Origin of the sequence: Ensifer sp. WSM1721 (genome assembly GCF_000513895.2) — a bacterium.
Classification (GTDB): domain Bacteria; phylum Pseudomonadota; class Alphaproteobacteria; order Rhizobiales; family Rhizobiaceae; genus Sinorhizobium.
Genome location: NZ_CP165782.1, coordinates 3,126,462 through 3,146,015 on the forward strand (window position 1 = coordinate 3,126,462; position 19,554 = coordinate 3,146,015).

18 protein-coding genes, 1 tRNA gene and 1 riboswitch are annotated in these 19,554 nt (G+C 62.6%); of the genes, 13 read left to right on the forward strand and 6 right to left on the reverse strand.

What is annotated here, in order from left to right:
• The first annotated feature begins 39 nt into the window (after nucleotides 1-39).
• The 6 genes from tesB (at nucleotide 40) to M728_RS15215 (ending at nucleotide 7,674) form a co-directional block, all read left to right on the forward strand.
• Complete coding sequence (tesB, locus tag M728_RS15190) at nucleotides 40-924, forward strand: acyl-CoA thioesterase II (RefSeq protein WP_026620114.1); 885 nt, start codon at nucleotides 40-42, stop codon at nucleotides 922-924.
• A 238-nt stretch (nucleotides 925-1,162) separates the two neighbouring features.
• Nucleotides 1,163-1,501, forward strand: a complete 339-nt coding sequence (locus M728_RS15195) for a P-II family nitrogen regulator (protein WP_026620115.1) — start codon at nucleotides 1,163-1,165, stop codon at nucleotides 1,499-1,501.
• Nucleotides 1,502-1,528: 27 nt separating this feature from the next.
• On the forward strand, nucleotides 1,529-2,956 hold the full coding sequence (locus tag M728_RS15200; protein WP_026620116.1) for an ammonium transporter: 1,428 nt from the start codon (nucleotides 1,529-1,531) through the stop codon (nucleotides 2,954-2,956).
• Between the two features lie 336 nt (nucleotides 2,957-3,292).
• Complete coding sequence (locus M728_RS15205; RefSeq protein ID WP_026620117.1) at nucleotides 3,293-5,941, forward strand: DNA translocase FtsK; 2,649 nt, start codon at nucleotides 3,293-3,295, stop codon at nucleotides 5,939-5,941.
• 115 nt (nucleotides 5,942-6,056) lie between these two features.
• Nucleotides 6,057-6,719, forward strand: a complete 663-nt coding sequence (locus M728_RS15210; protein ID WP_026620118.1) for an outer membrane lipoprotein carrier protein LolA — start codon at nucleotides 6,057-6,059, stop codon at nucleotides 6,717-6,719.
• Nucleotides 6,720-6,867: 148 nt separating this feature from the next.
• Nucleotides 6,868-7,674, forward strand: coding sequence for an exodeoxyribonuclease III (locus M728_RS15215; protein WP_026620119.1), 807 nt, complete (start codon nucleotides 6,868-6,870; stop codon nucleotides 7,672-7,674).
• A 249-nt stretch (nucleotides 7,675-7,923) separates the two neighbouring features.
• Here the strand turns inward: M728_RS15215 and M728_RS15220 are convergent, their stop codons facing one another.
• Together M728_RS15220 and M728_RS15225 are read right to left on the reverse strand one after the other, a co-directional pair.
• Nucleotides 7,924-8,379 carry a cyclic nucleotide-binding domain-containing protein gene (locus tag M728_RS15220; protein ID WP_026615418.1) on the reverse strand — a complete coding sequence of 152 codons (456 nt, stop codon included), beginning with the start codon at nucleotides 8,377-8,379 and terminating at the stop codon, nucleotides 7,924-7,926.
• A 113-nt stretch (nucleotides 8,380-8,492) separates the two neighbouring features.
• Nucleotides 8,493-9,176, reverse strand: coding sequence for a response regulator transcription factor (locus M728_RS15225; RefSeq protein ID WP_026620120.1), 684 nt, complete (start codon nucleotides 9,174-9,176; stop codon nucleotides 8,493-8,495).
• 143 nt (nucleotides 9,177-9,319) lie between these two features.
• On the opposite strand from M728_RS15225, the gene M728_RS15230 reads away from it, so the two are divergent.
• Nucleotides 9,320-9,868, forward strand: a complete 549-nt coding sequence (locus tag M728_RS15230; RefSeq protein ID WP_026620121.1) for a L,D-transpeptidase — start codon at nucleotides 9,320-9,322, stop codon at nucleotides 9,866-9,868.
• A 30-nt stretch (nucleotides 9,869-9,898) separates the two neighbouring features.
• On the opposite strand, the gene M728_RS15235 is transcribed toward M728_RS15230, so the two are convergent.
• Both M728_RS15235 and leuC read right to left on the reverse strand, forming a co-directional pair.
• Nucleotides 9,899-10,444, reverse strand: a complete 546-nt coding sequence (locus M728_RS15235) for a histidine phosphatase family protein (protein ID WP_026620122.1) — start codon at nucleotides 10,442-10,444, stop codon at nucleotides 9,899-9,901.
• 142 nt (nucleotides 10,445-10,586) lie between these two features.
• A complete protein-coding gene (gene leuC, locus M728_RS15240; protein ID WP_026620123.1) occupies nucleotides 10,587-11,996 on the reverse strand; it encodes a 3-isopropylmalate dehydratase large subunit in 1,410 nt (469 codons plus the stop codon).
• A gap of 308 nt (nucleotides 11,997-12,304) precedes the next feature.
• Between leuC and M728_RS15245 the strand changes: the two genes are divergently transcribed.
• Both M728_RS15245 and M728_RS15250 read left to right on the forward strand, forming a co-directional pair.
• Nucleotides 12,305-12,784, forward strand: coding sequence for a MarR family winged helix-turn-helix transcriptional regulator (locus M728_RS15245; RefSeq protein WP_026620124.1), 480 nt, complete (start codon nucleotides 12,305-12,307; stop codon nucleotides 12,782-12,784).
• The gene (locus M728_RS15250; protein ID WP_026620125.1) at nucleotides 12,781-14,019 is read left to right on the forward strand and encodes a multidrug effflux MFS transporter; all 1,239 of its coding nucleotides are present in this window, start codon (nucleotides 12,781-12,783) and stop codon (nucleotides 14,017-14,019) included. The genes M728_RS15245 and M728_RS15250 overlap by 4 nt, the downstream gene beginning before the upstream one ends.
• A 69-nt stretch (nucleotides 14,020-14,088) precedes the next feature.
• Here M728_RS15250 and M728_RS15255 read toward each other — a convergent pair whose 3' ends face one another.
• Entirely contained in the window at nucleotides 14,089-15,306 is a 1,218-nt protein-coding gene (locus tag M728_RS15255; protein WP_026620126.1) for an argininosuccinate synthase, read from the reverse strand.
• A gap of 170 nt (nucleotides 15,307-15,476) precedes the next feature.
• Between M728_RS15255 and M728_RS15260 the strand changes: the two genes are divergently transcribed.
• The 3 genes from M728_RS15260 (at nucleotide 15,477) to M728_RS15270 (ending at nucleotide 18,488) form a co-directional block, all read left to right on the forward strand.
• Nucleotides 15,477-16,118 carry a LysE family translocator gene (locus M728_RS15260; protein ID WP_026620127.1) on the forward strand — a complete coding sequence of 214 codons (642 nt, stop codon included), beginning with the start codon at nucleotides 15,477-15,479 and terminating at the stop codon, nucleotides 16,116-16,118.
• A gap of 96 nt (nucleotides 16,119-16,214) precedes the next feature.
• Nucleotides 16,215-16,292, forward strand: a riboswitch (SAM riboswitch).
• A gap of 60 nt (nucleotides 16,293-16,352) precedes the next feature.
• Nucleotides 16,353-17,279: a homoserine O-succinyltransferase gene (gene metA / locus M728_RS15265; protein ID WP_026620128.1), complete on the forward strand. Its 927-nt coding sequence runs from the start codon at nucleotides 16,353-16,355 to the stop codon at nucleotides 17,277-17,279.
• A gap of 192 nt (nucleotides 17,280-17,471) precedes the next feature.
• Nucleotides 17,472-18,488, forward strand: a complete 1,017-nt coding sequence (locus tag M728_RS15270) for an aldose epimerase family protein (RefSeq protein ID WP_026620129.1) — start codon at nucleotides 17,472-17,474, stop codon at nucleotides 18,486-18,488.
• Between the two features lie 149 nt (nucleotides 18,489-18,637).
• Here the strand turns inward: M728_RS15270 and M728_RS15275 are convergent.
• Nucleotides 18,638-18,712, reverse strand: a tRNA-Gly gene (locus tag M728_RS15275).
• A gap of 300 nt (nucleotides 18,713-19,012) precedes the next feature.
• On the opposite strand from M728_RS15275, the gene M728_RS15280 reads away from it, so the two are divergent.
• Nucleotides 19,013-19,522, forward strand: coding sequence for a prolyl-tRNA synthetase associated domain-containing protein (locus M728_RS15280; RefSeq protein WP_026620130.1), 510 nt, complete (start codon nucleotides 19,013-19,015; stop codon nucleotides 19,520-19,522).
• Nucleotides 19,523-19,554: the final 32 nt, after the last annotated feature.

Genomic DNA, 19,554 nt, shown 5'->3' on the forward strand with positions numbered 1-19,554 from the left:
AATGCCATCGCCGTTCCTACCATCGGAGACCGCCGAAAAATGTTGCGCCTCACCGAAACCGCCACGCCCATGGACGCGCTTCTCGCGATCCTTGATCTCGAAAAGCTCGAAGAGAATCTGTTCCGGGGCCTAAGCCCCCAGGTCGGATGGCAGCGGGTCTTCGGCGGGCAGGTGATCGGCCAATCGTTGGTCGCCGCCCAGCGCACCGTCGACGAAGGCCGCTATGTCCATTCGCTGCACGCCTATTTCCTCAGGCCAGGCGATCCCTCCGTTCCAATCATCTACGAGGTGGACCGCATCCGCGACGGATCGAGCTTCGCGACGCGGCGCGTGGTGGCGATCCAGCACGGCAAGGCGATCTTCGCGATGTCGGCCTCCTTCCAATATGACGAGGACGGTTTCGAGCATCAGTTCGACATGCCGGCCGTGCCAATGCCCGAGACGCTGCCGGGGGAGCAGGAACTCAAGGAGAAGTTTCTCGTCCATGCGCCGGAAGCGATCCGCCGCTATTGGGAGCGGCCGCGGCCGATCGAGATCCGCCCCGTCTCGGTTGAGCACTATTTCTCGCGCGACAAGCTGCCGCCGACCCAGGACGTGTGGGTGAAAGCCGTCGGCGCGGTACCGGACGAGCGGCATCTGCAGGCGGCCATTCTCGCCTATCTCTCCGACATGACGCTTCTCGACACGTCGCTTTACGCGCACGGCACCTCGGTGTTCGACCGCAACCTGCAGGTCGCGAGCCTCGACCATGCCATGTGGTTCCATCGCCCGTGCAAGATGGACGACTGGCTGCTCTACGCGCAGGACAGTCCGAGCGCGCACTGCGCCCGCGGCATGACGCGCGGCAGCCTGTTCGATCGATCAGGCGTTCTGATTGCCTCCGTGGCACAGGAAGGATTGATCCGCAAAAAGGCAACTGAATAAAGACTGAGCATTTTTTAATTTTTGCCCATTTTTTGGGCTGTTTTATTGATGTCTTTTTCGGCATTTCAGGGCCCCACCCTCCTGAAAGGTGGTTTTTTCGTGTCTTTTCCTCAATTTAAGCCCTCCCATCGAATCTGGCACGCCCCTTGAATGTGATTTTCCAATTGCCCGGCGCTTCAGACGCTTAAGCAGCAAGGAGAGAGGCCTCCGGCCGGAGGCAGACAAGGATGGGAAACCGATGAAAATTGTGATGGCCATTATCAAGCCGTTCAAGCTCGATGAGGTCCGCGACGCCCTTACTGCCGTTGGCATCCAGGGTTTGACCGTGACCGAAGTGAAGGGCTACGGCCGCCAGAAGGGGCACACCGAGATTTACCGCGGCACCGAATACGCCGTGAGCTTCCTGCCGAAGCTGAAGATCGAAATCGCGGTTCCGACGGAGATCGTCGACAAAGCCGTCGAAGCCATCGCTTCGGCCGCCAAGACCGGGCAGATCGGCGACGGCAAGATCTTCGTCTATTCGATCGACCACGCCGTGCGAATCCGCACCGGCGAAACCGACACAGAAGCGCTGTAAACCGCGCCGTTCAGGGAGCTTTTTTCGATGTCGTCATTCAACCTTTCCACCTCTCTTCGACGTGTGGGCGCAACCGCTGCCGCCTTGCTCGCGCCGGTCGTTGCCTTTGCCCAGGAGGCCGCGCCTGCCGCGGCCGAGGCGGCTGCCGCAACGCCCGTCCCGGACAAGGGCGATACCACCTGGATGCTGCTGTCGACCATTCTCGTCCTGCTGATGACCGTTCCCGGCCTTGCGCTCTTCTATGGCGGTCTCGTGCGCGCCAAGAACATGCTGTCGGTGCTGATGCAGGTCCTGATGATCACCGCGGTCGTCATGATCATCTGGGTCACCTACGGCTATTCGCTCGCCTTCACCGACGGCGGCTCGCTCAACTCCTTCATCGGCGGCTTCTCGAAGATGTTCCTGGCCGGCGTCGACACGACGACGCTCGCGGAAAGCTTCTCCAAGGGCGTCTTCATCCCTGAATACGTCTTCGTGGTGTTCCAGATGACCTTCGCCTGCATCACGCCGGCTCTGATCGTCGGCGCCTTCGCCGAGCGCATCAAGTTCTCGGCCGTCATGCTCTTCGTCATCCTGTGGGTCACCTTCGTCTACTTCCCGATCGCCCACATGGTCTGGTTCTGGGGTGGCCCGAGCGCCTATACGGCTCCGACCGGCCTGATCTTCTCCTTCGGCGCGATCGACTTCGCCGGCGGCACCGTCGTCCACATCAATGCCGGTATCGCGGGCCTCGTCGGCGCCATCTTGCTGGGCAAGCGCACGGGCTACAAGCGGGAGATCATGGCTCCGCATTCGATGACGCTCACCATGGTCGGCGCTTCGCTGCTCTGGGTCGGCTGGTTCGGCTTCAACGCCGGCTCGAATCTCGAAGCCAACGCCTATGCCGCTCTCGCCATGATCAACACCTTCCTGGCGACCGCAGCCGCCATCGTCTCCTGGGCCGTGGTTGAAACGCTCGTTCGTGGCAAGGCCTCGATGCTCGGCGCCGCCTCGGGTGCGGTTGCGGGTCTCGTTGCCGTTACCCCGGCTGCCGGCTTTGCCGGTCCGATGGGGGCGATCGTGCTCGGCCTCATCGTCTCGCCAGTCTGCTACTTCTTCGTTGACGTGGTGAAGAACAAGTTCAACTACGACGACAGCCTCGACGTCTTCGGTATTCACGGCGTCGGCGGCATTCTCGGCGCGATCGGAACAGGCATCCTCGTCAACCCGGCCCTCGGTGGCGCCGGCATCGTCGACTACTCCACGGCCGACTTCGCCGCCGGCTACGCCGGCACGGCAACCCAGGTCTGGGCGCAGCTCAAGGGCGTCCTGGTTACGGTCGTTTGGTCCGGTATCGGCTCGTTCATCCTCTACAAGGTAGTCGATGCGATCGTCGGCCTGCGCGTCTCGGTCGAGGCGGAGCGTGAAGGTCTCGACCTCTCCTCGCACGGCGAGGCCGCCTATCACACCAGCTAAGCGTGATTGCGGCGCCGCCTGCAGGGGGCGCCGCCAACAGTCCCGTCGCGGTCCGCATATTGTGGATCGCCCTTCGCCCGGATCCTCGCGATCCGGGCTTTTTTTGACTCAATGGTCCCCATCCACGGCTATTTCGGCCACACACGCGCATGGTTAATGTCGCATTAACCCTACTCCGCGTAGGTTGATTCCATGGCACGCAACGTGCCCGGAGCGTTCTGCTCCCGCCCGGTTTCGGGGGCGGCGAGGATGCTCTGCAATCAAAGGCTGGAATGTTCTCACCGTTCACTTGAAGAAGCGTGGCGTTCCGGCGGGTCGAAACGGGCAGCAGGCAACATGAGCAGAAGCAATCCCGCAACGCTTGACAGCCGTTCCAACCGGTTCGTGCTGACCACCTTCGTATGGCGCCAGATCGCCTCGCTGGCGGGCTTTGCCTTGATCGGCGCGCTGGCACTTGCCGTTGCCGCGCTTTCGACCTGGAACGTTTCCGATCCGAGCTTTTCCTACGCGACCTCGGACGAGCCGACCAACCTGCTCGGCTATGGCGGCGCCGCCTTTGCCGACATCTTCATGCAGTTCTTCGGCCTGGCGAGCGTGGTGGCGCTGCTGCCGGCCGTCGCCTGGGCCTTCGTTCTCATCGGCAGCAAACCCTTTGACAAGGTCCTGAAGCGGCTTGGCCTCTGGTTCGTCGGCTCGGTGCTGGCGAGCGCGGCCTTGAGCTGCGTGCCGGCGCCGATCACCTGGCCGCTGCCGAACGGCCTCGGCGGCGTCTTCGGCGATATGATCCTGCGTTTTCCGGCGCTTTTCACCGGCACATTCCCGACCGGCACCTTTGCAACGGTCCTCGCCTGCCTTTTCGCCGCGCCTGCCGCCTGGTGCCTGATCTACAGCGCCGGCCTCATCGGCGTCAGCGACGAGGAAGAGGCGGAGCCGGCGGCGGAGGCCGCACCCAGCAAGGCGCGCACGATACGCGACGAGCTCGAGGAAGAGGACGAGGGAGGGCCCTTTACCCTTTTGATGGGGTCGCTTGCGCATATGCGCTTCACCGCCCAGGCGCGGCTGCGCCGCATGTTCGGCATGACGCGCGCCGCCAAGCGGCATTACGACGAACCTTACGACTTCAACAATGATGAATTCGGCACGCTGAACGAGCCGGCCCGGCCGAAAGCGCTTGCCGGCGCCGATCGCGTCGAGCCGTCGCTCGATCGCGCTGAACGCCGCATCGTCACGCCGCCGTCGATCATGGTCGACGAGGACGACGACCTACCTTTCGATATCGACGAGCGCCGGCCCGCCGGCATCCTGCCGGATGAAGACATCGCCGCCGACTGGGCGCCACGGCCCGCGCCACCGAAGCCGACGCTCGTACCGGCAGGCTCGCGTGTGGCACCGCCGCCAGCGCGGCCGAAGAGCGGCCAGCGCGTCGAACGCGAGGCGCAGCGCTCCTTCGTCGCGGACGACGGCGATTTCACACTGCCGCCGATCCATTTCCTCGCGGAGCCGAAGAACGTCGCGCGCGATGCCTCGCTCTCTGCCGATGCGCTCGAACAGAACGCCCGCATGCTCGAGGGCGTGCTCGAGGATTTCGGCGTCAAGGGCGAAATCATCCACGTCCGCCCCGGTCCAGTCGTCACGCTCTACGAGCTGGAGCCGGCACCGGGCATCAAGTCCTCGCGCGTCATCGGCCTTGCCGACGACATTGCCCGCTCGATGAGCGCGATCGCCGCCCGCGTCGCCGTCGTGCCGGGCCGCAATGCCATCGGCATCGAACTGCCGAACCAGCGGCGCGAGATGGTCTATCTGCGCGAGCTGATCGGCTCGCGCGACTTCGAGACGACCAAGACCAAGCTCGCAATGGCGCTCGGCAAGACCATAGGCGGCGAGGCGGTGATCGCCGACCTCGCCAAGATGCCGCATCTGCTCGTTGCCGGTACCACCGGCTCGGGCAAGTCCGTGGCGATCAACACCATGATCCTGTCGCTGCTCTACCGGCTCACGCCCGAGCAGTGCCGGCTGATCATGATCGATCCGAAGATGCTCGAACTCTCCGTCTATGACGGCATCCCACATCTGCTCTCGCCGGTCGTGACCGATCCGAAGAAGGCCGTTGTCGCGCTGAAATGGACGGTGCGCGAGATGGAAGAGCGCTACAAGAAGATGTCGAAGATCGGCGTGCGCAACATCGACGGCTTCAACAACCGCGTCGAGCAGGCGCTCGCCAAGGGCGAGGCGATCACCCGCACCGTCCAGACCGGCTTCGATCGCCAGACCGGCGAGGCAATCTACGAGACGGAGGAATTCGATCTCTCTCCGATGCCCTATATCGTCGTCATCATCGACGAGATGGCCGACCTGATGATGGTCGCCGGCAAGGACATCGAGGGCGCCGTTCAGCGGCTCGCGCAGATGGCTCGCGCCGCGGGCATCCACGTCATCATGGCGACACAGCGCCCGTCGGTCGACGTCATCACCGGTACGATCAAGGCGAACTTCCCGACGCGCATCTCCTTCCAGGTGACGTCCAAGATCGACAGCCGCACTATCCTCGGTGAACAGGGGGCCGAGCAGCTCCTGGGGATGGGCGACATGCTCTACATGGCCGGTGGCGGCCGGATTCAGCGCGTACACGGCCCCTTCGTCTCCGACACCGAGGTCGAGGAGGTCGTCGCTTACCTCAAGACCCAGGGCGCGCCGCAATATCTCGATGCGATCACGGAAGACGACGACGAGGAAAACGAAAGCGGCGGACCGGCCGGCACTTCGAACCTTGCCGATTCCGAAGACCCCTACGACCAGGCGGTGGCGATTGTCCTGCGAGACGGCAAGGCTTCGACGTCCTACGTGCAGCGGCGCCTCGGTATAGGCTATAATAGAGCGGCATCGCTGATCGAACGAATGGAGCAGGAAGGCATCATCGGTCCCGCGAATCATGCGGGCAAGCGCGAGATCCTGGTGCCGACCGAGGCGGAAATCACCGGCCGTTAGAATTAGGGCGACGGCCGGTAACGGTCATTTGAGAATGGAGCCTGTCGCCGGACATACAACGCCTTGAAGGCGCCCCACTTGCTCGCCAAATGATGCCGAAATGAAGGAGACTGCGATGATGGAGAAAAAATCCGGCGACGGCCGCAATCGGGCAATCTCGCGGCGCGTCTTCGTGGGTGGCCTTGCGGCGCTCGCCGGGCTGACTGCCACGACATTCGACACGAGGCACGCTTCGGCACAGGCCCCCGCTATAGCGCAAAAGATCGCCGATCATTTCTCGTCGGTGAAGACGATGGCAGGCGAGTTCGTGCAGTTCGGCCCGCGCGGCGAACAGACGGGCGGCAAATTTTACATCCGCCGGCCGGGGCGCATCCGCTTCAATTACGAGGCCCCGTCGCCCATGCGGGTGATCGCCGACGGCAGATCCGTCGTCATCGGCAACATGAAGCTCAAAACCTGGGACATCTATCCGCTGTCGAAGACGCCGCTCAACCTGCTCTTGAGCGAAAGGATCGACTTGAGAAGCAGGATGGTGCGAGACGTCAAGGTGGAATCGGACCTCATCACCATCGTGCTTGGCGACCGTTCGATCTTCGGAGATTCGACCATCACGATGATGTTCGATCCGAAGACCTATGATCTCAGGCAATGGACGATCACCGATGCGCAGAAGAAGGACACATCGGTGATGATCTTCAATGTCCGGACCGGCATGGAGCTGGACGACAAGGTCTTCCGCATCCCCTATGACGAGGTGCGGAACAAGGGAGGCAAATGAGCTGACGCGCATTGCCTGACTACTGATATAGGCTGCCCTCGGGCGGCCTTTTTCATACTTGTCGATCCGCCCCGACCTGCTTAAAAACGCTCCGCGTTGCCGGACGCGTCACGTCCCTACCGCCGGCGAATCCCCGGGAGAATGAGGAATGCCTCTTTCCATTGCCACATGGAACATCAACTCCGTCCGCCTGCGCATGCCGCTGGTCGAACATTTATTGCAGACCTGGCAGCCGGACATCCTCTGCCTGCAGGAAACCAAGTGCCCGGACGACCAGTTTCCGTCGGCACCGCTGAGAAAACTCGGCTACCAATACATCGAGATGCACGGGCAGAAGGGCTATCACGGCGTGGCGACCATCTCGCGCCTGCCGCTCCATGAGTTGACAGACCGCCGCGATTATTGCGGTGTCGGCGATGCACGCCACCTCTCCGTCGTCTTCGAAGCCGCCGGCAAGAGGATCCGCCTGCACAATTTCTATGTGCCGGCCGGCGGCGACGAGCCGGACCGCACGATCAATCCGAAGTTCGGCCATAAGCTCGACTTCGTCGACGAGATGAAGCTCCTGCACGCCGAGGCCGAAGCGGGGATCTCGTCGATCCTCGTCGGCGATCTCAACATCGCCCCGCTCGAGGACGACGTCTGGTCGCACAAGCAGCTCTTGAAGATCGTCAGCCATACACCGATCGAAACCGAGGGCTTGATCTCGGTGATGACGGGGGGCGCCTGGGTCGACCTGATGCGTCAGCACACGCCGCCGCCGGAAAAGCTCTACACTTGGTGGAGCTATCGGGCGAAGGACTGGACGGCTGCCGATCGCGGCCGCCGGCTCGACCATATCTGGTCCTCTGCCGATCTCGCGTCCAAGCTTCTTCGCGTCGAGATCCTCAAGGAAGCGCGCGGCTGGGACCGGCCATCCGATCACGTGCCGGTGATTGCGCATTTCGAGTTTTGAGGCACTTGCCCCTCTCCTCGGGTTTAACCCGAGGACTAGCCCTGCCCCGTTTGACGGGGAGAAGCGACTACAGCGCCGTGCGTCTTTCAGACGCACAAAGGACGCTGTAGCACTTTGCAGTGGGGTTTGCCGATCGCTCCCGCTAGACGCATCGATGAGGCGGGGCGGCGCCGCGAGTTCCCTTCGCCCCGCCTGAGGGGAGAAGGTGGCCTGCAGGCGGGATGAGGGGCAAAATCGCCGCCCATTCGCTTACGCAAACCGCCCGGCAAGCGCCTCGACACGGCGGATCATCGCCTGCAGGTTCTCGCGGATGCGGGCTTCGACCATCGCCGTCACTTCCGGATACTCCTCCAGCATCCGGCGAAAGAGCGGGCGGTTGATGCGGATCACCTCGCTGTCCTCCTCGGCTGTCGCGGTGAACTTGCGCTCGACCATCGATATCAAGGCGAGTTCGGACAAAAGCGCGCCGCGACCGACGGTCTGGATCTGTCGTTGCAGGCCCTCCGCATCCGCCTTCGAGAGCGCGAAGCTGCCGGCTGCGACGGCATAGGCGCAATCGGCCGGCGCGCCCTCGCGGAAGAGCTCGTGTCCCTTGGCGACGCGGCGCCGCTCGGCGCCGAAGGCGATCAATCTCAGCTTGTCCTCGCCGATATCGGCAAAGAGCGAGACGTTGGACAGGAGCGCGATGTCGTCATTGAGCGCCAAGCGGCAAATCTCCGGTTTAATGCATGTCGCCCAAAGGTGCAGCGGTTTTGGGGCAGGAGCATGCACAAAAGCAAACACCCAGAGCGCATCGCATGAGTCCGCTTTGATGCGCCTCAGGGAACGATCTTGTAGCCGCCGTTCTCTGTCACCAAAATCTCCGCATTGGAAGGGTCGCGTTCGATTTTCTGGCGCAGCCGGTAGACATGCGTCTCGAGCGTGTGCGTCGTGACCCCGGAATTGTAGCCCCAGACCTCTTCCAGCAGCACGTCGCGGGTGACGACCTTCTGGTCGGCGCGATAAAGATAGCGGATGATCGCCGCTTCCTTCTCGGTCAGGCGAATCTTCTGGCCGTTCTCCATGGTAAGCAGCTTCTGGCTCGGTTTGAAAGTATAAGGACCGACGCTGAAGGTCGCATCCTCGCTCTGCTCGTGCTGGCGAAGTTGGGCGCGGATGCGGGCAAGCAGCACTGCGAAGCGGAACGGTTTGGTCACATAGTCGTTGGCACCGGCTTCGAGGCCGAGGATCGTGTCCGAATCGGTGTCGTGACCGGTCAGCATGATGATCGGCGCTTTAAATCCGCCCTTGCGCAGGAGCTTCACCGCCTCGCGGCCATCCATGTCCGGCAGACCGACATCCATGATGAGGAGATCGACCTGGCGGGCGCGGGCGGTATGGATCCCTTTGCCGGCGGTCGCCTCCTGCAGGAGATCGAACTCTTCGTAAAGGGAAAGCTGCTCTATCAACGTCTCACGCAGATCATTGTCGTCATCGACAAGGAGGATGGTGCGCGTCGCCATGGGACAGTTCCTGTTTGCTTCCTGATTCAAAACTAACTCAAATGCCGCTGTTGGCAAGCGCGGCTACGGTTCCAAGCCCTGATATGTGCAACCGTGCTTATGATCGCCGCGAGATCACGGCAAAGCAAAAATTTGTGAGAATAATGCGCAAGAAAACGTCGGGAGTAAGATCGAAGAAATCCCTGATCATCGTCAGGACCGCCCCGCGCAACCGAACACGCGCGCTCGTCCGATACGACTGCAGAACGGAGCAGGCGGCAATCGGGCGAGGCGGCGTCACGGCCTTCAAGCGCGAAGGCGACGGCGCCACACCGCGCGCCGCAATGAGACTGATCGGCGGCTACGTGCGTCGCGACCGCGTCTCGCTGCCGCCGACGCGCCTGCCGCTCAGGACAACGCGTCCGGACATGCTCTGGTGCGATGCGCCGCGACATGCCTCATACAATCGCCCTGTCAAAGCGCCCTTTGTCGCCGGCCACGAGAGGATGATGCGGGAGGATAGTCTCTACGATGTCTGTCTCGTCATGGACTGGAACATCTCGCGCCGACGGCGCAATGCCGGCTCGGCGATTTTCTTCCACATCGTTCGTCCGGGATATGACCCGACGGAGGGCTGCATTGCCGTCAGCCTGCCGGCGATGCGGCGACTGATCCGACAGATGCGTCGCGGTACGATCGTCAAGGTTGTATGATGCGACAGGCGGCCCGTCTGTCATTCGCCGCTATTCATCCTCATCGAGCATGCGCGGCGTCACGAACTGAACGAGGCGGCCCGTGCCGGGCGCAATTTCCGACCACTGCTCGATGGTGAAATCGATAACGGCGAGTCCGGCCGTCGGGAACTTTGCCTCAAGACGTTCCAGCGCCACCGCGTTGCCGCTGCCGGCAAGGAGAAGCGCAAGCTCCGCCATGCCGGGATTGTGCCCGACGATGAGCAGCTTTTCGACCGTCGGCTCTACCTTGCGGATCACGTCGATCATGGCCGCGGCGGCGACCTCATAGATGCCGACAGCGTCGCGGGCTTCAACCTCATGCGGCAACGCCTCGGCGACAAGCTCCCAGGTTTCCTGCGCGCGCCGGGCGGTCGAAACAAGCGCAAGGTCGGGGATCAGTTCCTGCCTTGCCATGAAGGCGCCGATTGCCGGCGCCGCCTTCCGGCCGCGGCCGGCAAGCGGGCGACGATGATCGGCAACGCCGTCCGGCCAAGCGGATTTGGCGTGGCGGAGCAGCATGAGTCGGCGCGTCGGCGGTCTGGCGTCGTCGGGCATGGGGCACTCCTCATGTGTCGCGCTGGGCCGTCCATTGTTGCATTGTCGCGGGCATAAAAAAAGCCGCCCCGAGGAGCGGCCTATCGCATGCGTCCTTAAATCGACTCCGAATTAAGGACGCATGCAGTAATTCAAATCCGGCTTATTTCCATTCGCGGATGTCGACGAAATGCCCGGCAATGGCCGCGGCGGCAGCCATCGCCGGCGAGACGAGATGGGTGCGTCCCTTGAAGCCCTGGCGGCCTTCGAAGTTGCGGTTCGACGTGGAGGCGCAGCGCTCGCCCGGCTTCAGCCGGTCGTCGTTCATCGCCAGGCACATGGAGCAGCCGGGCTCGCGCCAGTCGAAGCCCGCTTCCTTAAAGATCTTGTCGAGACCTTCGGCTTCCGCCTGTTCCTTGACGAGGCCGGAGCCCGGCACGATCATGGCCGAGACGGTCGGGGCGACCTTGCGGCCCTCCACGACCTTGGCGACGGCGCGCAGATCCTCGATGCGGCCATTGGTGCAGGAGCCGATGAAGACCCGATCGATGGCGATATCGGTGATCTTGGTGCCCGGCTTCAGACCCATATAGTCGAGCGCCCGCCACTTCGAAGTCCGCTTCGTCTCGTCCTGGATGTCGTCCGGATTGGGAACGACGCCCTGCACGGACACGACGTCTTCCGGCGAGGAGCCCCAGGAGACGATCGGCGGCAGGTTGGCGGCGTCGAGCACGACGACGCGGTCGTAATGGGCGCCCTCATCCGTGTGCAGCGTCTTCCAGTATTCGAGCGCCATATCCCAGGCCTTGCCCTTCGGCGCGCGCGGACGATCCTTGATGTAGGCGAAGGTCGTCTCGTCCGGCGCGATCAGGCCGGCGCGGGCGCCGCCTTCGATCGTCATGTTGCAGACGGTCATGCGGCCTTCCATCGACAGCGAACGGATCGCCTCGCCGGCGAACTCGATGACGTGGCCGGTGCCGCCGGCGGTGCCGATCTCGCCGATGATGGCAAGAATGATGTCCTTGGCGGTGACGCCCGGCGGCAACTGCCCGTCGACGCGCACCAGCATGTTCTTCGCCTTCTTCTGGATCAGCGTCTGCGTCGCCAGAACATGCTCGACCTCGGAGGTGCCGATGCCGTGAGCGAGCGCGCCGAAGGCGCCGTGCGTCGAAGTGTGGCTATCGCCGCAGACGATCGTCATACCCGGCAAAGTGAAGCCCTGCTCCGGGCCGACGATGTGGACAATGCCCTGGCGCTTATCGTTTTCGGAATAATATTCGACGCCGAAATCGGCGGCATTTCTGGCAAGCGCCTCGACCTGGATACGGCTTTCCTCGTTCTTGATGCCGAGGTGGCGATCGGGCGAGGTTGGGACGTTATGATCGACGACGGCAAGCGTCTTTTCCGGCGCGCGGACCTTGCGGCCGGCCATGCGCAGGCCCTCGAAGGCCTGCGGACTCGTCACCTCGTGCACGAGGTGACGGTCGATGTAGAGAAGACAGGTGCCGTCGTCCTGGCTGTGAACCAGATGATCGTCCCAGATCTTGTCGTAAAGGGTACGGGGTGCGCTCATGGCGATATATCCATCGAATAGTCAGAATAATGGAAAGAGCCAGCAGCAGCGGCCGGCGAACTGATCGAAACGATCAGGATAGGCGGCTGGTGAGCGCCCCTGAGACGCGCGCGAAAAAACGTGCCGGCAGACGCTTGTGGTCCTGCAGCACGACGATTCTCTGTTCGCGACATCCGAATTTGGATTCCATGGCCGGTGCTCATATCAATTTTTTGACAGCTCGGCAATCCGCGAGATCGAGGCGCGTCGTTGCACCACCGCGGTAAATATGATAAGCAAACCTTATTATCTCCCCTGTGAACGATCCAATGCCGAGAAAACTCGAATCCGATACCATCGGGATGCTGCTCACCGATGTCTCCCGGCTGCTGCGCGGCGCCTTCGATCGCAAGGTCAACGCGATGGAGCTCGGGATCACGCCCGGCGAGGCGCGCGCGCTGATCCAGGTGGCCGTGACGGAGGGGATCAAGCAGGCTGAGATCGCCACCCGGATGGGCATCGAACCGATGACGCTCTCGGCCTATCTCGATCGTCTCGAAGCGCTGGGGCTCGTCGCGCGCGTGCCGGATCCGGCCGACCGGCGCGCCAAGAATGTTATCGTCACCGACAAGGCCGACCCGCTGCTCGCCGAGTTGATGACGGGTCTGCGCGAAATGATGACGGCCTATACCGACGGTCTGGGGGACGAGGGACGGGAACTGTTGCGCAGCAGCCTCCGCATCCTGCGCGACAACCTTCGCCGGCTCGACCCATGCCTCGCCGGCAAGGAGAAGGGGACGGCGGAATGACCCGGCGCATGAGCGAGCGGCGCACGAGCATCATCGGCGCCTTCCTGGTAGCGCTCGGCCCGGTTTCGATGGCGCTCTACACGCCGGCGATGCCGGAACTCGTCCACGCCTTCGCGTCCAGCGAAGCGGCGATCAAGATGACGCTCTCGCTCTATTTCGGCGGCTTTGCCTTCGCCCAGCTCGTCTCGGGCACGCTCTCGGACGTGATCGGCCGGCGACGGGCGACGCTCATCTTCATGGCGATCTATCTCGCTGGCAGCCTGATGGCGGCCTTCGCGCCTTCCATCGCGATGCTGCTCGCGGGTCGGCTCGTACAGGGAATCGGCGCCTCCGTCGGCATGACGGTGGCGCGCGCCATCGTGCGCGATCAGTTCACCGGCACCACGGCGGCGCGCATCATGAACATGATCGGCATGATGCTGGCGCTCGGGCCGGCGGTCTCGCCGACGCTCGGCGGCATCGCGCTCGGCCTCTTCGGCTGGCAGTCGATCTTCCTGCTGATGGTCGGCTTCGCGCTGATAGCCTGCTTCATCGTTCAGTTCTTCATGATCGAAACGGTGACGCCGGACCGCAGCAAAGGGCGTGTCGGGCCCATCCTCGCGGCCTATGGCGAGCTGCTGGCGGATGGCCGCTTCGTCTCCTCTACCCTAGTGATCGCCGGAGCGGTCGGCGCGCTCTACGCATGGGCGACCATGCTGCCCTTCGTGCTGATCGGGCAAGTCGGCCTGACGCCGACGGAGTTCGGCGTCGGCATGCTCATGCAATCGGGTCTGTTCTTCTCCGGCACGGTAACCGTGCGGCTCCTCATGCGCCGCTTCACGCCGCAGGCGCTCGTGCCAGCCGGCCTCGCCTTCATCGGTGCGGCGAGCCTCGCCCTCGCCTTCAGCATGCACACGCTTGAGCCGACCTTCCTCCTGGTGATGGCGCCGATCGGCATCTATGCCTTCGGCATCGCCTTCGTCATGCCCTATATGATGACCGCGGCGATGGCGCCCTTCCCACATATAGCCGGCACTGCATCGGCGGTGATGGGTTTCATCCAGATGAGTGCCGGGCTTCTCGGCGGCGCGCTCGCAGCACTCGTCGGCGCACCGGCGTTGGCGCTCGGAACGATCATCCCGGGCTTCGGCCTCATCTCCATAGCAAGCTATGTCTGGTATCGAAGGACTGTCCGCCTAAATCCGCTGGCGGTGCCGGCTTCATCGGAGGAGCCGCTTCGCGACGCAGCCGAATAAGGGCAGAAGAAGAGAGCCGCGGCGGTTTGACCGGCCGCGGCTCTTGATTTGAGGTAATTTTCCCAGATCTCAGCGGTTGCGCGCGGCGAGCGTGCGCAGGCGCAGCGCATTGAGCTTGATGAAGCCGGCTGCATCCTTCTGGTCGTAGGCGCCCTGGTCGTCCTCGAAGGTGACCAGCTTGTCCGAATAGAGCGACTTCGGGCTTTCGCGGCCGATAACCATGACATTGCCCTTGTAGAGCTTCAGCGTCACTTCGCCTTCGACATGCTCCTGGCTCCTGTCGATCGCCGCCTGCAGCATCTCGCGCTCCGGCGAGAACCAGAAGCCGTAATAGATGAGCTCCGCATAGCGCGGCATCAGCTCGTCCTTCAGGTGCGCGGCACCCCGGTCGAGCGTGATGCTCTCGATCGCCCGGTGGGCGGCAAGCAGAATCGTCCCGCCGGGGGTCTCGTAGACGCCGCGCGACTTCATGCCGACGAAACGGTTTTCGACGAGGTCGATGCGGCCGATGCCGTTGTCGCGGCCGTAGTCGTTGAGCTTGGCGAGCAGCGTTGCCGGCGACATGCGCACGCCGTTGATCGAGACCGCGTCGCCGCGCTCGAAACCGACCTTGATGACGGTCGCCTGATCGGGTGCGGCCTCCGGGGAAATCGTGCGCATGTGCACATATTCCGGCGCTTCCTGAGCCGGATCTTCCAGGACCTTGCCTTCGGACGAGGAGTGCAGCAGGTTGGCGTCAACGGAGAAGGGCGCCTCGCCCTTCTTGTCCTTGGCGACCGGGATCTGGTGCTTCTCGGCGAATTCGAGCAGTTCCGTGCGGCTCTTGAACGACCAGTCGCGCCAAGGGGCGATGATCTTGATGTCCGGGTTCAGCGCGTAGGCCGAGAGCTCGAAGCGGACCTGGTCGTTGCCCTTACCGGTCGCACCGTGGGCGATCGCGTCGGCGCCGGTCTTCCTGGCGATGTCGATCAGGTGCTTGGAGATCAGCGGACGGGCGATCGAGGTGCCGAGCAGGTAGACGCCTTCATAGACCGCATTGGCGCGGAACATCGGAAAGACGAAGTCCTTCACGAACTCCTCGCGGACGTCCTCGATATAGATCTCCTTGATGCCAAGCATCTCTGCCTTCTTGCGGGCCGGCTCCAGCTCTTCGCCCTGGCCGAGGTCGGCGGTGAAGGTCACGACTTCGGCGCCCAGCTCGGTCTGCAGCCATTTGAGGATGATCGAGGTGTCGAGACCGCCGGAATAGGCGAGAACGACCTTTTTCACGTCTTTGTGCGATGTCATGAGTCTGTCCGTCTGCTCTTCAAGGGCGGGCGAGGCCGCCGTGCAAAATCTGCGGCACTTTAGCCAGAACTTGAAGGGATACAAGCGGAACCAGCGGCATTCAGACGAATCTGCTGGCAAAAGCGGGTAAGCTTCGGTATCAGCAAGGATCAGCCGTCTGAGGAATAGCCATGGATTTCGTCCCGAGCTTGCCGACCCTGCTTGCTTTTGCCGCCGCGAGCCTGCTTCTGGCCGCGACGCCCGGACCCGACATGACGCTTTCAATCAGTCGGGCGCTGGCGCAGGGAAAGAAGGCCGCGCTTTTCGTCGTGGTCGGAACCGGGCTTGGCATCGTCGTCCACACGCTGCTCGTCGCCTTCGGCATCTCGGCCCTCATCACCGCGTCACCGACCGCCTTCATGGTCTTGAAGACCGGTGGCGCCGCCTATCTCTTCTGGCTGGCGGTCCAGGCGATCCGCCATGGATCCAGCCTGTCGGTGAACAGGGTGGAAGAAGCGAAAGGTACGCCGCTTGCCAACGTCTCGACCGGCTTCTGGGTCAACCTCCTGAACCCGAAGGTCGTGATCTTCTTCATGACCTTCCTGCCGCAATTCGTGACCGCGAACGATCCGGCGGTCACCGGCAAGCTCCTGTTCCTCGGCTTCTTCTTCATCGTCATCGGCATGCCGGTGAACACGATGGTGGTGCTGGCCGCCGATTGGCTGGCGGGATGGCTGCAGCGCAACAAGCGCGTGATGCGGGCGATGGACTACAGCTTCGCCGGCGTCTTCTCCGTCTTCGCGGTGAAGATCTTCTTCACGCAGGCGCGCTGAGTTCAACCACCCAAGCTGGTTAGGGCGGCGCGGGATACTGACCCCATATGATGAAGAATCCTTTTTCATTGACCGCGCGGCATGCGCCGCGCTATCAAGCATTCCCGTGGTGATTTGGCCGGCCGGCTTGCAGCCACGTTAAAGAAATCGCTAAAGGGCCGAGGAGAACGGATTTCCGAGGACCGGTCGCGATGATTTCGCCGCCGGTTTTTTTGTATTTGATCGAGTGGACCCATGCCCATCAAGATTCCCGATACGCTGCCCGCCTTCGAAACGCTCGTCGACGAGGGTGTGCGGGTGATGACCGAGACCGTGGCAATCCGTCAGGATATCCGCCCGCTTCAGATCGGGCTCTTGAACCTCATGCCGAACAAGATCAAGACCGAAATCCAGATGGCCCGGCTGATCGGCGCCACGCCGTTGCAAGTGGAGCTGACCCTGGTCCGCGTCAACGGCCACCGGCCCAAGAACACGCCCGAGGAGCATCTGCTCGCCTTTTATGAGACCTGGGAGGAAGTGAAGGGCCGCAAGTTCGACGGCTTCATCATCACTGGTGCCCCGGTCGAGACGCTCGACTACGAAGAGGTCACCTATTGGGAGGAGTTGAAGCGCGTCTTCGACTGGACGGAGACGAACGTGCATTCGACGATGAATGTCTGCTGGGGCGCGATGGCGGCAATCTATCATTTCCACGGCATTCCGAAATATCCGCTGAAGGAAAAGGCCTTCGGCGTCTACCGCCACCAGAACCTCAAGCCCTCTTCGGTCTATCTGAATGGCTTTTCCGACGATTTCGCCGTTCCCGTCTCCCGCTGGACCGAGGTGCGCCGCGCCGATATCGATCGGGTGCCGGCGCTGGAGATTCTGATGGAATCGAAGGAGATGGGCGTCTGTCTGGTGCACGAGAAGAAGGGCAACCGGCTCTACATGTTCAACCACGTGGAATATGACTCGACGTCGCTGTCGGACGAATATTTCCGCGACGTGGATGCTGGCGTGCCGATCAAGCTGCCGCACGACTACTTCCCGCACAACGATGCGACGCTGCCACCACTGAACCGCTGGCGCAGTCACGCGCACCTCTTCTTCGGCAACTGGATCAACGAGATCTACCAGACCACCCCTTACGAGCTGGAGAAAATCGGCACGGGGGAGCGCTGAGCCTTTCGCCCGCTTGCTGGAACAGGTGCGACAGCCGGGATGGGGCGCTCTGGATCGTCCTGACCCAAGGCACCGCGCGGCAGAAAAGCATGACTTTCGGATTGCCGCGCGGTGGGAAATGACGCAGGTTGTCCGCCGATTCCACGACGTTCTGACGCGGGACGCGCTGCAGCCCCGCGAGAGGAGAGACGAATGAGCACCGACACGGAAATCTTCGGCCACCTGCCTTCGGGCGAGCCGGTCCATCGCGTGACGCTCAGGGGCGGCGGCCTGACGGCCAAGGTGATCACTTGGGGCTCGGTCATTCAGGATTTGCGGCTTGAAGGCCATGCAGCCCCGCTGGTGCTTGGCTTCGAGAATTTCGAGAACTATCCCGCCTACTCCTCCTATTTCGGCGCGACACCCGGCCGCAACGCCAATCGCATCGGCGGCGGGCGCTTCATGCTCGACGGCAAGGCCTATCAGCTCGAACTCAACGAGAACGGCGTCACGCATCTGCACGGCGGCAGCGACAACATCGCCAAGCGCAACTGGACGATCGTCGGCCGGACCGACGACAGCATCTCGCTCCGGATCACGGATCCCGACGGCCGCGCCGGCTATCCCGGCAATTGCACGGTCACCTGCACCTATGCGCTGAAGCCCGGCGGCATATTGAACGTCGTTTACGAATCGGCAACCGACGCGCCGACGCTGGCCAATGTCTGCCAGCACAGCTACTTCAATCTCGACGGCGACCCCGATGCCTTCGGCCACGATATCATGATCGCCGCCGACTATTATCTGCCGACGGACGAGCGGCTGATTCCGACCGGCGAAATCCGCCCCGTCGAAGGTACCGCCTTCGACCTGACGGAAATGACGCCCATGCGGCGGCAACTCGAAGGCGACAAGGTCACCTATGACCACAACTTCTGCCTGTCTCCGGATCGTGTGCCGAAGCGTTCGGTGGCGCTGGTGCGCAGCATCAATTCCGGGGTCTCGCTCGAAGTACTGACGACCGAGCCGGGCGTGCAGCTCTATACCGGCAGCAAGCTCAACGTGCCCGCCGCCGGCCTCGAGGGCCGCCGCTATGGCCCCTTCGCCGGCTTCTGCCTCGAAACCCAGATCTGGCCCGATGCGGTGAACCACGAAGGTTTCCCGAAGGCAGTGCTGAGGCCGGGGGAAACGCTCCGGCAGGAAACGGACTATGTTTTCATGAAGAGTTGACGGTTCAGCGTAGCCGACGGGGCACGTATGCGCGGGATGCCGGCGACCGGATCCGAGGAGGTCCAAGCTGCGCCAGCGCAGCCTTTATCTCCAGGAAGACCAGAAGCACGACACTGCGTTGTCGCTAAAGCTTTGATTTTTGAGAAAACTGGAGCGGGCGAAGGGATTCGAACCCTCGACCCCAACCTTGGCAAGGTTGTGCTCTACCCCTGAGCTACACCCGCTCATCAGCCCCAGGCCCGGGGTAGTCGGTGGACCGTGGGTGCCGCCCCGTGTCGCGGCGACGGGCGCTATATGGCCTAAGCATTTTTCAAATGCAACAGGGAAATGACGCGGATGCGAAGAATTTTTTCAGCTGCGCGCCGAAAGCCTGCAAATGCCGGGCTCCCATTGGCATGAGGACAAAGGGTTAGCGTCCCGCTCCGATGCCGCTCCAGCGCATGGGAATCGCCGCCCTTGAGATTGCACAACCGGCCGCTTGCCCGTAAAGCAAGCAAAAATTCGGATGGCAGAAAGGATCCAGCATGAGCGAGGCACAGCCGAAGACCGCGGAGGACCTGTTCCGCTTTCTCGACGAGCTCGGGATCGAACATAAGACAAAGCGGCATGCGCCGGTCTTTACCGTCGCCGAATCGGTGGCGCTGCGCGACGAGATCCCCGGCGGACATACAAAAAACCTGTTCGTGAAGGACAAAAAGGACAATTATTTCCTTCTGACCGTCGAGGAGAATGCGACGGTGGACCTGAAGACGGTCCATCAGACCATCGGCGCCGCGGGGAAGGTCTCCTTCGGCAAGCCTGAAAAGCTGATGGAATATCTGGGGGTGATCCCTGGTGCCGTCACCGCCTTCGGCGCGATCAACGACATCGAGGGCAAGGTGAAGATCATTCTCGATGAGGCGCTGATGCAGTTCGACACGATCAACTGCCATCCGCTATCGAACGACCAGACGACTTCGATCGCGTCGAAGGACATGCTGCGCTTCATGGAGGCGACCGGGCACGCGCCGCTTGTCTTGAAAGTGACGGCCTGACATACGATCTTTGGCGCGAATGATGCAGTCGG

Coding starts and splice junctions, on each gene's coding strand:
- M728_RS15195 (WP_026620115.1), top strand. CDS start 1,163: ATGAAAATTGTGATGGCCATTATCAAGCCGTTCAAGCTCGATGAGGTC.
- M728_RS15260 (WP_026620127.1), top strand. CDS start 15,477: ATGGATTTCGTCCCGAGCTTGCCGACCCTGCTTGCTTTTGCCGCCGCG.
- M728_RS15230 (WP_026620121.1), top strand. CDS start 9,320: ATGCGCAAGAAAACGTCGGGAGTAAGATCGAAGAAATCCCTGATCATC.
- M728_RS15270 (WP_026620129.1), top strand. CDS start 17,472: ATGAGCACCGACACGGAAATCTTCGGCCACCTGCCTTCGGGCGAGCCG.
- M728_RS15235 (WP_026620122.1), bottom strand. CDS start 10,444: ATGCCCGACGACGCCAGACCGCCGACGCGCCGACTCATGCTGCTCCGC.
- M728_RS15280 (WP_026620130.1), top strand. CDS start 19,013: ATGAGCGAGGCACAGCCGAAGACCGCGGAGGACCTGTTCCGCTTTCTC.
- metA (WP_026620128.1), top strand. CDS start 16,353: ATGCCCATCAAGATTCCCGATACGCTGCCCGCCTTCGAAACGCTCGTC.
- M728_RS15255 (WP_026620126.1), bottom strand. CDS start 15,306: ATGACATCGCACAAAGACGTGAAAAAGGTCGTTCTCGCCTATTCCGGC.
- M728_RS15205 (WP_026620117.1), top strand. CDS start 3,293: ATGAGCAGAAGCAATCCCGCAACGCTTGACAGCCGTTCCAACCGGTTC.
- M728_RS15250 (WP_026620125.1), top strand. CDS start 12,781: ATGACCCGGCGCATGAGCGAGCGGCGCACGAGCATCATCGGCGCCTTC.
- M728_RS15210 (WP_026620118.1), top strand. CDS start 6,057: ATGATGGAGAAAAAATCCGGCGACGGCCGCAATCGGGCAATCTCGCGG.
- M728_RS15215 (WP_026620119.1), top strand. CDS start 6,868: ATGCCTCTTTCCATTGCCACATGGAACATCAACTCCGTCCGCCTGCGC.
- M728_RS15225 (WP_026620120.1), bottom strand. CDS start 9,176: ATGGCGACGCGCACCATCCTCCTTGTCGATGACGACAATGATCTGCGT.
- M728_RS15245 (WP_026620124.1), top strand. CDS start 12,305: ATGCCGAGAAAACTCGAATCCGATACCATCGGGATGCTGCTCACCGAT.
- leuC (WP_026620123.1), bottom strand. CDS start 11,996: ATGAGCGCACCCCGTACCCTTTACGACAAGATCTGGGACGATCATCTG.
- tesB (WP_026620114.1), top strand. CDS start 40: ATGTTGCGCCTCACCGAAACCGCCACGCCCATGGACGCGCTTCTCGCG.
- M728_RS15200 (WP_026620116.1), top strand. CDS start 1,529: ATGTCGTCATTCAACCTTTCCACCTCTCTTCGACGTGTGGGCGCAACC.